Below are 12936 nucleotides of genomic sequence, written 5' to 3' on the forward strand. Positions count from 1 at the left end.
ATCAGCCCGTCGCCAGCCCCCACAACAGGGTCAGGTTGAGGCCGATGATCACTGCGGCAATGATCCATGCCAGAATGCGCAGCCAGATCGGGCTGGCGAACGGCCCCATCATCCCCTTGTCCGCCGTGAAGCGGACCAAGGGCACCACCGCGAAGGGGAGCTGCAGGCTGAGGATCACCTGGCTGAGCACCAGCAGTTTCGTCGCGCCCGCCTGTCCGCTGGCACCGACCACCAGTACGGCGGGAATGATGGCCAGCCCGCGGGTGATCAGCCGCCGCAGCCAGGGGGCAAGGCGCAGGTCGAGGAATCCCTCCATCACGATCTGCCCGGCCAGCGTGCCCGTGACGGTCGAATTCTGCCCCGAGGCGAGGAGCGCCACGCCGAACACCACGCTGGCCCCGCCGACCCCCAGCATCGGGGCGAGCAGGCGATAGGCCTGGTCGATCTCCGCCACATCGGTGCGGCCCGCAACATGGAAGGTGGCAGCCGCAACGATCAGGATCGCGGCGTTGATGAAGAAGGCGAAGAACAAGGCGACCGTGCTGTCGATCGTCGCCATCTTGATGGCATCGCGCTTGCCCTCGGTCGTGAGACCAAAGGCGCGCGTCTGTACCACCGAGGAATGGAGGTACAGGTTATGCGGCATCACCGTCGCTCCCAAGATGCCGATCGCGATGTAGAGCATCGCCGGATCGGTCACGATCCGCGTCGTGGGGATGAAACCGGCCAGCACCGATCCCGGATCGGGACGCGAGGCGATCAATTCATAGAGAAAACAGCCGCCGATGATCATCAGCAGCGCGATGATGAACGCCTCGATCTTGCGAAAGCCGTATCGTTGCAGCGCAAGGATCAGGAACACGTCCAGCCCGGTGATGATTACGCCCCAGACCAAAGGCAGGTCGAATAGCAATTGCAGCGCGATGGCGGTGCCCAGCACCTCCGCCAAGTCGCAGGCGATGATCGCGATCTCGCAGAGCAGCCACAGGATGCGCGAGACCGGCCTGGAATAGGCCGCGCGGCACGCCTGGGCGAGGTCCAGGCCCGCGGCGATGCCCAGCCGCGCCGACAGCGCCTGCAGGATCATCGCCATGATGTTGGATAGCAGGATGACCGACAGCAAAGCATAGCCATAGGCCGATCCGCCCGCGATGTCGGTCGCCCAATTGCCCGGGTCCATATAGCCGACCGCGACCAAATAACCGGGTCCGGCAAAGGCGAACAACCGCCGCAGGAAGGACGCGCCCTCCGGGATCGCGATCGAACGATGGCTTTCGGCAAGCGAGCGGGTGGCGGGCGTGGCTACGGTCATCGACCTTGAGATGTGGCGGAGTTTGGCAAACGCGACAACCCGCCAAAGCGTTGCGCGAGATCAGCACCGCACCCCGTGCGGGGAGGATTCAGATCGAACTCCCCACTACCGCGCAGGCCAACGCCATCAGCAACCCGGCAAAGCGATTGGACCGGAACCGGTAGAGCGCACCCGCGCCGTCGTCGGGTTTCAGCGTCACGACCTGCCAGCCCAGATGCAGCGCCACCGGGATCAGCGCGGCGACCGCCAGCACGTCCGGCCGGACCAGCCAGATCGCCGCCGCCCAGCACAGGATGGCGATGAGGTAGAAGGCTCCGACCCCCGGCTTCACATGCGCGCCCATGCGCAGTGCGGAGGATCGCACGCCGATCAATGCATCGTCCTCACGATCCTGAAGCGCATAGATGGTGTCATAGCCGATCACCCAGGCGATCGATCCGGCATAGAGCAGCCAGAGCGGCGTGGTCAGTGCCCCGGCAATCTCCGCCCAGCCGACCAGTGCGGCCCAGCTAAACACCATGCCCAGCCAGGCCTGCGGCCACCAGGTGATCCGCTTCATGAAGGGATAGGCGGCGACCGGCGCCAAGCTGACCAGCGCGACGATCGCGGCCAGCGGGCGCAACTGCACCAGGACGACGAGCCCGATCAGGCACAGCACGACCAGCCAGATCGCGGCGAGCTTTACCGACACCAGCCCCGAGGGAATCGGCCGTGCCCGCGTCCGCGCGACCTTGGCATCCAGGTCGCGGTCGACAATGTCGTTGAAGACGCAGCCCGCGCCCCGCATCGCGATCGCACCGACCAGGAACCACAGCAGCATCGGCCAGCGTTCCGGTAGTCCGCCGGCCAGCGCGATCGCCCAGGCACCGGGCCAGAAGAGCAGCCACCAGCCGATCGGTCGATCGAACCGCGCCAGCAACGCCAGTCCACGCCACCGGGGCGGCAGCCGCCCGACCAGTCCCTTATGCTCGCTATCGGGTACGATCTCGATCGTCATGGTCCGGGCCTATGGGGGCCGGTCGGGCCATGCAAGGGGGTTCGGGTGCGGCGGCATCTGTATCAACGCTGGTCAATCGCGGCGTTGGCCGATGACAAAGCCATCTCGCCGGGCATCGCCGATGCGCTAGGCGGGGCGAGGAATCGCGATCCGCCCCGCTCGGTGCCCGATCGCGACAATGGGGAATGATGATGCGGGGATTGATTCGGCGGATCGGGCGGCATGGCCGTTTCCGGCTCGGGCAAATGAAGGAAGCGTCGATCGTCGCGCGCGCGACGTGCCTGATCAAGCAACACGATGCACGCCACCAGGAAATCCGGATCGAGGGTGTCGAACGGCTGTGCAATCCCACGATCCTGCGCACGCCGGACCGGGCGGAAGGGCCCTGGACCGTCATGGTGCGCAGCCCCAATTACCGGATGCTGGCGGACGGCGCCTATATCGTACCCGGCGGTATTGAGCGGCTGTCGTCGGATAACTGGCTGCTCGGCTATGACGAGGATCTGGGAGTCCGCTCCGCCGTCCGGCTGGACGATGACGAGGCCAAGGCCGCGTCGCCCGATGCGCGCAATGGCTTTGAGGATCCACGGCTCTTCTTCTGGAAGGATATGGTGTACGGACTTTGGAGCGCCTGCCGTCTCGGCCCCGATCAGGTGGCGCCCGATGCGCGCGGCGCCAGCAAGCCCAATTGGAAGGGCAGCAGCAACGTCATGGCGATCGCCCCCGTCGACGATGGCGCGATCGGTCGGTCGCTCTCGCTGCCGTCACCTCATGGCTGCGCGCGCGAGAAGAACTGGATGCCCGCGGTCGAGGAGGATCGGCTGGCCCTGCTCTATCGGCTGGACAGGATGGAGGTGTATCAGGTGACAGACGACGCGCTGCAATTGATCCACCAGACCGATCAGCCGATCCGCCCGTTGGTCGGATGGTCGGGATCGTCGCAGCTCATTCCGTGGGAGGATGGCTGGCTCTGCGTCGCGCATCTCGCCTGTCGGCAGCTCAAGGCCAGCTTCTCCGCAGGCCCCTTTTATCCGCATCGCTTCGTCCGCATCGCCCGCGACTGGCGTGTGACGGGGCTGTCGGAGCCGTTCTTCTTTGAAAAACGGGGTCTCGAATTCTGTTCGGGGCTGGCGGCCCATGACGGCCGGGTGTTCCTGTCCTATGGCATCGACGATTGTGCTGCGGCGCTGATGTCACTGCCCATCGATAGCGTGAAGGCGATGATCGCGCCTCTGCGCTGACCCGCGTGGCGCAAGGGGCCGCCTGCCGCTATGACGGGGCGGTGACGGGCTGTGGGCCTCTTTTCCAGTGATCGGCCTGTCGGTCGCGGTCGGGCGTTTCGTCGAGGCGCTGTTCTGGGCGATCCTGCGCGTGGCGGGGATGGTGGGCGGTGTCGTCCTGCTGGCGCTGATCGGGCTGGGCCTATTGTGGTGGCTCGTCCGCCGACGGCGCTAGGCGGCCAGCGTCGCGAGTTGCGAGCGGACGATGTCCAGACTCTGCTGCGCCAGATAGCTGCCACGCCCGGTAACGCTGCCGTCCAGGTCAGGGCGTTCACCGATGGTGAGACAGCGTTCCCAGGCCCCCTGTGCCATGGGCAGCCAATGGTCGACCGCTTGTGCTGGATCGGCCACAGCCTGATCGAACAGGACGTCCCCCAGGACATAGAAATAGTCAGGCGAATCGGGCCATTGTCCGAATTCGGCATCGGCCAGCGCGATCGCGTCGGCCAGCCGGCCTGCATGGGACATCAGCGGAATGGCACTGACCACCAACGCATGCCGCCAACCGGCATCGCGCGGGGCTCTGGCCAAGGCTTGTCCCAGATAATCGCATGCCGTTTGGAAATCGGCCTGCCCTTGGGCTTCCATGCCCAATTGGAACATCAGATAGGGGTTTTCCGGCTGCTCGGCGAGTTCGCGCAGCAGCAGCGCCTGATTGCGGTCGCGCTTTTTCGCCTTTTGCTGGGCGAGATAGCCATCATGGCCGACATGTACGGGAATACGTTCACGGGGCAGGGAAGAGGCGACCTGTTCATGGATGCGCCCTTCATAATGGACGCCGCGTGGCAACAATCGCGGAATCCAGCACCGCGTGGGATCGGGGCTACCGTCGACATAATTCTCGATACAGACGAAACCCAGGCGTGGCGGCCCCGCGCACCAGCGACGCAGTTCCTCGCCGCCCGTGCTGATCCACTCGTCGGCGTCGAGCATCAGGTTCCAGTCGGCATCGGCGCAGGCGAGAGCGTGGTTGCGCGCCTCGGCGAAGTCGTCCGGCCAGGGCAGGTGATGCACCTCGGCCCCGGCGGCCTTCGCGATCACCACGGTGTCGTCGGTGGAACCGGTGTCGAGCACCACCATCTTGTCGACCCAAGGCGCGACGCTGTTCAGGCAACGCGCGATGCAGCGGGCCTCGTTCCGGACGATCAGCGTTGCAGCGATCCGAGGGGAAGAAGGCGGCATTCGGCATAATCCTCGACGCAGGGAGTCTCCGCCCGATAAGACCATTCGCCGGTAAAGATCGGCCTAATGTCCCTGCGCCGCCGCCACGAAAGATTCGCTACTTCGCCAGCCGCCCATCCTCCAGCGCCGCCATGTCGAACGGGAAGAGCAGGTCCGGATCGGGCAGCGGCACGTCGGCGGCAATGTCGGGCGGGGCGATGCGGTGGAGGATGTGGCGGATGATCGCGATCCGCGCGTCCTTCTTGTCGTCGGCGCGGACCACGTGCCACGGCGCGAACGGCGTATGGGTGCGGATCAGCATCGTGTCGCGTGCCGCCGAATAATCGGCCCATTTGGCCTGCGCGACCTTGTCCATGTCCGAGACCTTCAGCGCTTTCAGCGGATCGGTGCGCCGCGCCTCCAGCCGCTTTTCCTGCTCCTTCTTGGAGATGTCGAGCCAGATCTTGACCAGCTTGATGCCGCTTTCGACCAGCATTCGCTCGAAATCGGGGGCATCGCGCAGAAAGGCTTCCTGCTCGGTGGCGGTGGAAAAGCCCATGACGACCTCTACGCCTGCGCGGTTGTACCAACTGCGGTTGAAGATCACGATTTCGCCCGCAGCCGGAAGATGGGTGGCGTAGCGCTGGAAATACCATTGGGTGCGTTCGCGGTCGGAGGGCTTGGGGAGCGCCACGACCCGGGTGGCACGGACCGAGAGATGCTCGGTGATGCACTTGATCGTCCCGTCCTTACCGGCCCCATCGCGTCCCTCCAGCACGATGACGACCCGCTCGCTCGATCCGGCCATCGCCATCTGGGTGCGGACCAGCGCCAGTTGCAGCGCTTCCAGCTCCTCTTGATAATGTTTCGCCATCGTTACCTCCTGAACCGAAAACGCACCGAGCGGCAAAAGTGGCATGGCGTGCGCGAGGCGTGTAAGCGGGGCCCATGCCCGCTACTCCCGCCTGGCCGCCGCAATCCACCCCCCGCCTGTTCGTCGATCAGATACTGGCCGAGGGGCCGATCCGCATCGATGGTCCGGCCGCACATTATCTGGTGTCGGTGATGCGGACGAAGGTCGGCGATCCGGTCAAGCTGTTCGACGACCGGACGGGCGAATGGTTGGGCGTCGCGGCCTCGGTGGGAAAGCGCGACCTGACCCTGGACGTGACCCAACGGTTGCGCGAGCGCGAGGCGGTGCCGGATTTGTGGCTATGCGCCGCGCCGTTGAAGAAGGGGCGGGTCGATTGGCTGGCGGAAAAGGCATGCGAACTGGGCGTGGCGCGTCTGGTCCCGGTCGTCACTCGCCGCACCGTGGTCGACAAGCCCAATACCGAGCGGCTGCGCGCGCATATGATCGAGGCGGCGGAGCAATGTGGGCGGACCGCGCTTCCGCAAGTGGCCGAGCCGGTGAAGCTGCCCGCGCTGCTGCGCGACTGGCCTGAGGAACGCGCGCTGTTCTTTGCCGACGAGAATGGCGGGCTGCCTGCGTTGGAGGCGATGCGCGCGCATCAGGGGCCGGCGGCCATCCTGATCGGGCCGGAGGGCGGTTTCGATAGCGAGGAGCGCGAGGCGATCCGCGCGCTCCCGTCCGCCATTGGCATCGGTCTGGGACCCCGCATCCTGCGCGCCGATACGGCGGCGGCGGCGGCCGTATCGCTCTGGATGGCGGCGGCGGGCGACTGGGGTTGATTCAGCCTATGGCATCCTCGCGCCCGCCCGCGTAAGGCGCGGTTCATGAGCACCAAGACCGCGAGCACCGCCAAGGGCGCCATCATCGAGTCGCGCGATCAGCTGATCGCCAGCTTCGCAAAGGGCGAAAAACCAAGCGATCGCTGGCGGATAGGCACCGAGCATGAGAAGTTCGTCTATGCGCTGGGCGATCATCACGCCCCCTCTTACGACGAAGCGGCGGGTATCCGCGCACTCTTGGGCGAGCTGGAGCAATATGGCTGGGCGCCGGTGTTGGAGGGCGGCAACGTGATCGCGCTGACCGGTGCGGACGGCTCGATCAGCCTGGAGCCCGCCGGCCAGTTCGAGCTGTCGGGCGCGCCGCTCGACAATCTGCACGAGACCTGTGCCGAGACCGGCCGTCACCTGACGCAGGTGAAGGCCGCGGGCGACAAGCTGGGCCTGGGCTTTCTGGGGCTGGGCATGTGGCCGGACAAGACTCGCGCCGAGCTGCCGATCATGCCCAAGGGGCGCTATGCGATCATGCTGCGGCACATGCCGCGCGTCGGCTCGCTCGGCCTCGACATGATGCTGCGCACCTGCACGATCCAGGTGAATCTCGATTATGCGTCCGAGGCCGATATGGTGAAGAAGTTCCGCGTCGGCCTGGCGCTGCAGCCACTGGCCACCGCGCTGTTCGCCAATTCGCCTTTTACCGAGGGCAAGCCTAACGGCAAGCTGTCCTTCCGCAGCCATATCTGGTCGGACACCGACCCCGCACGCACCGGCATGCTGCCCTTCGTGTTCGAGGATGGTTTCGGCTATGAGCGCTATGCCGACTATGCGCTCGATGTGCCGATGTACTTCGTCTACCGCGATGGCAAATATATCGACGCGGCGGGGCTGTCGTTCCGCGACTTCCTGAAGGGCGAGCTTTCGGTCCTGCCGGGTGAGTTGCCGACGATGGAGGATTGGAACGATCATCTGTCGACCGCCTTCCCCGAGGTGCGGCTGAAGACCTTCCTTGAGATGCGCGGTGCCGATGGCGGCCCCTGGAGCCGCATCTGCGCGCTGCCGGCACTGTGGGTCGGGCTGCTCTATGACGATGCCGCACTCGATGCGGCCTGGGATTTGGTCAAGGGCTGGTCGCTGAACGAGCGGCAGGCGTTGCGCGATTCGGTCCCCGAACTGGCGCTGGATGCGCCGCTGCCGGGCGGCGGGCGGCTGCGCGATATTGCCGGCGAGGTGTTGGACATCGCCCATGCCGGGCTGGCGGCGCGGGCGCGGTTGAACGCGGCCGGCGATAATGAGACCGGCTTCCTTGACCCGCTGCGCGAGATCGTCCGCTCGGGCAAGGTGCCAGCGCAGGTGCTGCTCGACCGCTATCATGGCGAGTGGGGCGGGGACATAGCGCGGGTTTACGACGAAGCGAGTTTCTAAGGGCGTAGCATGGGCTTCGACTTCGCTCAGCCTGAACGGGTGGAGGGATACATCCTCAAACTCCGCTCAGGATAAACTTCGGCGCATCGTGCCGAAGTCGAAGGCTAAGGGAAGCGCTAACCTCGACGCCCTGCCAACCAGGCAAAGAAGCGCGGTACCAACCCGTACCGCGCCATCCATTCCGAATATTCCCGATAGGCCGGATCGGCCGACAAATGCCGCTCCTCCGTCCTGGCGCGCCAGTAATAGACGCCGCTGACCGCCCCCAGCAGGATGGTACTCCGCGCCGCATCGACCCAGGTCCCGGTCGAGAGCACGGGGATGATCGCGATCCACCAGAACAGGTTCTTCGACAGATAGGCCGGGTGACGCGACACGGCATAGGGTCCGTGGGTCAGGATCCCGCGGTGGGTCAGGTTGGAAAAGCGGATGCCGAACGCCACCGTCGACCAGGCATAGATGGCGGTCAGCGCCACCAGCACCGCACCGATCGCCGCCAGCAGGATCGGATGCCCTGCAAACCAGTAACTCCATTCGGCGGTCCCCGGTCGGTAATCGAGCGGGCCGCCATCGGCCATCATGATCGTCGGCGGATAGCAGATCAGCGCCGCCATCCACGCCGCCGCATAAGGGTTGGCCGAGCGGATATGCGCGTCGAGCGGCCGCATGGTCAGCATATAGCCGACGGTCGCAAAGGCGACGTCGATCACGAACATCAAGGTGATCAGCCAATTGGCCAGCGCCACCGGATCGTGCAGCACGGCGGACAGATCGCCGCGCACGAAGTTGCCGAACCCGCCGGGCACCACCGCCAGCATGAAGGCCAGGAAGAAGGCCTTCACCCCCCAGGCGCGCAAATGGGCGTAGATCGCCTCCGCCTCGATGCCCTTCTGTCCGGCCAGCCAGGCGCCCAGCATCCAGGCACCGTCCTTGGGGGCGACCAGCCGCCGGTCGAGCCACAGCACATAGGGAATGGACAGCAGGAACAGCGCCGGGGCTATCCATTCGAAACACCACATGGCAAAGGCGAAATTGCCCCGCCAATAGAAGCGCCCCGTCGCATAGATGATCCCGATCACGGCGAAGGTCGCCCACAGGCCGACGAGCTTGGTCAGGCTGATGTCCAGCGTCTCGCGGGCGGGGCGGGGATGGGCCCAGTCGATCCCGGTCGAGGGATGGCGATGGACCTTGTCCACCATTAGCGACCAGAGGATCATCGGCAGGCCCACCGCCAGCAGATGGACGAGCGCCGCATAGGGTCCGTCGAGATGCTGCCACCGCGCGATCGCGATCCAGGCCAGCGACCCCGCCAGTCCTGCCAGCCCCACGCCATGCGTCACCGCCGAAATGGGGCGGGGTGGGCGGCTAGGCAGGACAGGTGTCTCGGGCATGCGGTCAAGCCCTAACGCAATTTGGTAAGCGGGGCCTTAGCGTCCAACAGTTGAGGGGGGCGGCGTCCCGCTCCCCTCGATGTGTACCCTAGCCTTAAGCGGCGTAGTTATCGTCAGACCCTGCCCAGGTACAGGCTTGTGCCGCGGGTAACGATCGGCTCCCCAAGGAGGGGGCAAGTTTCACGGCATGGTGCGTGAGCAGCCAAGTGATCAGCTTCATTTCGCACCTCCTTTCTCCAAGAGGGAAGGAGGTCTGTAGATGGGCGTAACCCCGCCATCTTCAAGATAGGCGCCGCGTTGGCCTGTCGCTGTCGTCGCTACGGCCGAATTCTCGACCTCAAGCCTTGGCCAGCATCTTCTCCGCGCTGGTCTTCACGAATTCGCTGATCGGCCCGGCCATCATCGACAGCATCATGGGGATCGCCACCGTGCCGGTGATCGCCCGGTCGGCGATGTTCATGTCGGCCTTCACCGTCTGCCCCATGGCGATGATGGTCAGCATTAGCCGGTCGTCGGCGGGCCATTCGGACTGGACCTGCCCGCCACCCGGAATATGCGCTTCCAGCTTGGGCAGGCCCTGTTCGATCCGGCGGCGCGCTTCGGCCTGACCCAGTTCGTGAGGGATGTCGAAATCGACCGATGCCATGGGTAAAATCTTTCTCGTCCGTATCAGGGCGAGGCGGCAGTGGCGGGAATTGCCTTGTTGGTCAAGCACTCGCCATGCTGGGAATGCGCCCGCATCGTCGATAAGGATCGGAAGGGATGGAGCGGGTAACGGGAATCGAACCCGTGTATTCAGCTTGGAAGGCTGCTGCACTACCATTGTGCTATACCCGCTCATATCCAGCGCCGTGATCGACCCTAGCCGATAGGCGGGGATGGTGGAAGGGACTGGATTCGAACCAGTGTACGCTCACGCGGGCAGATTTACAGTCTGCTGCCTTTAACCACTCGGCCACCCTTCCGGGGTGTCGCTCCACCGGAGCGAGGCGGGCCCAATGCCGAAGCTCGCCGCGCCTGTCAACGCCGTTTTGTACGTTTTCTGCGGATTGCGGTTGATCCGGTTGCTTGCATGTCCAGCGATCGGGACATAGCCTCTGACCCATAACGGAATGTTTCGGGGGTTTCCTGTCCTATGCGCCCATATTTGCTCGCCGCAGTCGCGGCGGTCGCCCTGTTGCCCGTCACCAGCGCCATTGCGCAGGATCGCGTCGCCGCCAATCGCATCATCGATGAAGGCATGAATCACAGCCAGGTGATGCAGACCGCCCAGCATCTGACCGATGTGATCGGCCCGCGCATGACCAACAGCCCCGCGATGCGCACCGCGGAAGGCTGGACCGCCGAGCAGTTCGCCAAATGGGGCCTGAAGAACGTCCATAAGGAGGGCTTTCCTTTCGGGCGCGGCTGGTCGATCGAGCGGGCGAGCGTGCGAATGGTCTCGCCCCGGCCGCTGCAACTGACCGCCATTCCGATCGCCTGGACGCCGGCGACCAACGGCGCGGTCACCGCGCCCGTGATCGTCGCGCCGATGAAGCGCGAGCGGGATTTCGACAAATGGCGTGGGGCTTTGCGCGGCAAGATCGTGATGGTCTCGCTGCCCGGCACCGGCGACGAACCCGGCACCGCGCCCTTTCGCCGCCTGTCGGGCGAGGACATCGCCAAGCTCGACGTCTATGTGCAGCCCGAGCATGATCCCGAAAGCGCCGATCGCCGGCTGAAGCGGCTCGACTTCGCGCAGAAGCTCGACGCCTTTCTGAAGGCCGAGGGCGCGGTTGCTTATGTCACGCAGAGCTATCGCGACGGTAAGCTGCTCCACGGCGAAGGCTATCTGTTCGGACGCGGCGAGACGCCCGCCGTCCCCGGCATCGAACTGGCCGCCGAGGATTATCGCCGTCTCGCCCGCCTGGCGAAGACCGGTCCGGCGCCGACGATCGAGGTGCTCAGCGACGTCCGCTATGATGACAGCGACGTCAACGCCTACAACATCATCGCCGAGATCCCCGGCACCGATCCCAAGGCGGGCTATGTCATGGCCGGTGCGCATCTCGACAGTTGGGTCGCGGGCGACGGCGCGGCGGACAATGCAGCGGGCAGCGCGATGATCATGGAGGCGGCGCGCATCCTGGCTGCCACCGGCCAGCGGCCCAAGCGGACCATCCGCTTTGCGCTTTGGTCGGGCGAGGAGCAGGGCATTCTGGGCTCCATGGCCTATGTCGAGCAGCATCTGGCGACGCGCGGGCGACCGGGCGATGCGCCGCAAACCGGGCTGAAGCGCTATTATGGCTGGACCAATCGCTGGCCGATCACTCCCAAGCCGGGCTATGGCGACCTCGCGGCGTATTTCAACATCGACAATGGCTCGGGCAAATTGCGCGGGCTCTATGCCGAGAACAACCCGGCGGCGGTGCCGATGCTGAAGGAATGGCTGTCACCCTATGCGTCGCTGGGCGCGGGCAATGTCGTGCAGCGCACCACCGGCGGCACCGACCATGTCTTCATGCAGGCGGTCGGCGTGCAGGGGTTCCAGTTCATCCAGGACCCGCTGGACTATGGCAGCCGCATCCATCACAGCTCGGCCGATACCTTCGATCATTTGAAGGGCGACGACATGCGCCAGGCCTCGGTCGTGCTCGCGGGGGTCTTGCTCGCGGCGGCGAATGCGGACAAGGCATTGCCGCGTCCGCCGGTGCCGACCCAACCGGCACCGACCAACCCCTTTGCATATACGGATACCGACGACTGATGGCACGCCGAGGACATCGCCCCAGCCAGGCCTCTTCCAACCGCCCGCGCTTCTGGGGGCGGCATGCGGTGACGGCGGCACTCGCCAACCCCAACCGCACGGTGCGCAAGATCTGGGGCACGCGCGAGGCGCTGGCCGCGCTCGACCTGCCGCCGGTCGTGCCGATCACCTATGCCGATGCGGCGGATCTGGGTCGCCTGGTGCCAGCCGACGCGCCGCATCAGGGCTTAGTGGCCGAGGTCGATCCGCTGGAGGATATGTGGCTGGGCGACTTGCTGCACGAGGGGCAGGACGACCAGCGGCCGCTGGTGGTGCTCGACCAGGTGACCGACCCGCACAATGTCGGCGCGATCTTGCGCTCGGCCGCCGCGTTCGACGCGCTGGGCATCGTGACCCAGGACCGGCACGCGCCGCCCGAATCGGGCACGGTCGCGCGTTCGGCCAGCGGCGCGCTGGAGACGGTGCCGTGGATTCGCGTGGTGAACCTGGCCCGTGCACTGGAAGAGATTGCCGAAGCGGGCTTTTGGCGCATCGGCCTGACGGGCCATGCCAACCAGACGTTGGCCCAGGCGATGGGCACGCAGCGCATCTGCATCGTGCTGGGCGCGGAAGGCGAGGGGATGCGCCAGAATACCGAGGCGCATTGCGACGAACTCGCCAAGCTGCCGATCAGCCCGAAGGTGGAGAGTCTGAACGTCTCCAACGCGGCGGCGATCGCGCTGTACGCGGTGGCGGCGCGGTGATTTATCGGCGGCGGGGTTGGGCCCTGCCGCCTTTTTTGCGCGCAAAAGCGCGGAGGGCGCAGAGAATGTGTTCGTGGTGAGCGCCGGGCGTGCGCTTCGACTTCGCTCAGCGTGAACGGCCGTTGGTACGCGTGGCTATGATCCCTACCCTCCGTTCTGCCTGAGCGAAGTCGAAGGCCACGGGATGAAGGTTCA

Annotated in this window: 13 protein-coding genes and 2 tRNA genes; 7 read left to right on the forward strand and 8 right to left on the reverse strand. The window is 65.6% G+C overall.

The features are described from left to right. Window position 1 precedes the first annotated feature (1 nt). Entirely contained in the window at window positions 2-1312 is a 1311-nt protein-coding gene (locus SP6_RS00210; protein ID WP_007405665.1) for an Nramp family divalent metal transporter, read from the reverse strand. A gap of 88 nt (window positions 1313-1400) precedes the next feature. Then, window positions 1401-2309: a 4-hydroxybenzoate octaprenyltransferase gene (ubiA, locus tag SP6_RS00215; RefSeq protein ID WP_007405669.1), complete on the reverse strand. Its 909-nt coding sequence runs from the start codon at window positions 2307-2309 to the stop codon at window positions 1401-1403. Between the two features lie 45 nt (window positions 2310-2354). Between ubiA and SP6_RS20695 the strand changes: the two genes are divergently transcribed. The 3 genes from SP6_RS20695 to SP6_RS20700 all read left to right on the forward strand — a co-directional run bounded on the left by SP6_RS20695 (window position 2355) and on the right by SP6_RS20700 (window position 3764). Further along, entirely contained in the window at window positions 2355-2498 is a 144-nt protein-coding gene (locus SP6_RS20695) for a hypothetical protein (protein WP_007405639.1), read from the forward strand. A 2-nt stretch (window positions 2499-2500) separates the two neighbouring features. Further along, window positions 2501-3550, forward strand: a complete 1050-nt coding sequence (locus SP6_RS00220; RefSeq protein WP_126053197.1) for a hypothetical protein — start codon at window positions 2501-2503, stop codon at window positions 3548-3550. Window positions 3551-3617: 67 nt separating this feature from the next. Beyond that, complete coding sequence (locus tag SP6_RS20700; protein WP_007405694.1) at window positions 3618-3764, forward strand: MYXO-CTERM sorting domain-containing protein; 147 nt, start codon at window positions 3618-3620, stop codon at window positions 3762-3764. Here SP6_RS20700 and SP6_RS00230 read toward each other — a convergent pair. Continuing rightward, window positions 3761-4771, reverse strand: coding sequence for a glycosyltransferase family 2 protein (locus SP6_RS00230; protein WP_007405664.1), 1011 nt, complete (start codon window positions 4769-4771; stop codon window positions 3761-3763). The genes SP6_RS20700 and SP6_RS00230 overlap by 4 nt on opposite strands. Before the next feature lie 97 nt (window positions 4772-4868). After that, a complete protein-coding gene (gene ppk2, locus SP6_RS00235) occupies window positions 4869-5624 on the reverse strand; it encodes a polyphosphate kinase 2 (protein WP_007405748.1) in 756 nt (251 codons plus the stop codon). Window positions 5625-5698: 74 nt separating this feature from the next. On the opposite strand from ppk2, the gene SP6_RS00240 reads away from it, so the two are divergent. Together SP6_RS00240 and SP6_RS00245 are read left to right on the forward strand one after the other, a co-directional pair. Continuing rightward, on the forward strand, window positions 5699-6442 hold the full coding sequence (locus tag SP6_RS00240) for a 16S rRNA (uracil(1498)-N(3))-methyltransferase (RefSeq protein WP_007405691.1): 744 nt from the start codon (window positions 5699-5701) through the stop codon (window positions 6440-6442). 45 nt (window positions 6443-6487) lie between these two features. Further along, on the forward strand, window positions 6488-7861 hold the full coding sequence (locus SP6_RS00245; RefSeq protein WP_007405707.1) for a glutamate--cysteine ligase: 1374 nt from the start codon (window positions 6488-6490) through the stop codon (window positions 7859-7861). A 116-nt stretch (window positions 7862-7977) separates the two neighbouring features. Here the strand turns inward: SP6_RS00245 and SP6_RS00250 are convergent, their stop codons facing one another. From SP6_RS00250 to SP6_RS00265, 4 genes are all read right to left on the reverse strand, one after another. Further along, entirely contained in the window at window positions 7978-9252 is a 1275-nt protein-coding gene (locus SP6_RS00250) for a methyltransferase family protein (RefSeq protein ID WP_113667437.1), read from the reverse strand. 337 nt (window positions 9253-9589) lie between these two features. Next, entirely contained in the window at window positions 9590-9898 is a 309-nt protein-coding gene (locus tag SP6_RS00255) for a polyhydroxyalkanoic acid system family protein (protein WP_007405643.1), read from the reverse strand. A 117-nt stretch (window positions 9899-10015) separates the two neighbouring features. Continuing rightward, window positions 10016-10089 (reverse strand) — tRNA-Gly (locus SP6_RS00260). Between the two features lie 42 nt (window positions 10090-10131). After that, window positions 10132-10217, reverse strand: a tRNA-Tyr gene (locus SP6_RS00265). A gap of 170 nt (window positions 10218-10387) precedes the next feature. Here SP6_RS00265 and SP6_RS00270 point away from each other — a divergent pair. Together SP6_RS00270 and rlmB are read left to right on the forward strand one after the other, a co-directional pair. Continuing rightward, on the forward strand, window positions 10388-11998 hold the full coding sequence (locus SP6_RS00270; protein ID WP_007405738.1) for a M20/M25/M40 family metallo-hydrolase: 1611 nt from the start codon (window positions 10388-10390) through the stop codon (window positions 11996-11998). Continuing rightward, window positions 11998-12741 (forward strand): 23S rRNA (guanosine(2251)-2'-O)-methyltransferase RlmB, encoded by a 744-nt coding sequence (gene rlmB / locus SP6_RS00275; protein WP_007405685.1) that lies wholly within the window; start codon window positions 11998-12000, stop codon window positions 12739-12741. The genes SP6_RS00270 and rlmB overlap by 1 nt, the downstream gene beginning before the upstream one ends. Window positions 12742-12936 lie beyond the last annotated feature (195 nt).

Source organism: Sphingomonas paucimobilis NBRC 13935 (genome assembly GCF_000739895.2).
Classification (GTDB): domain Bacteria; phylum Pseudomonadota; class Alphaproteobacteria; order Sphingomonadales; family Sphingomonadaceae; genus Sphingomonas; species Sphingomonas paucimobilis.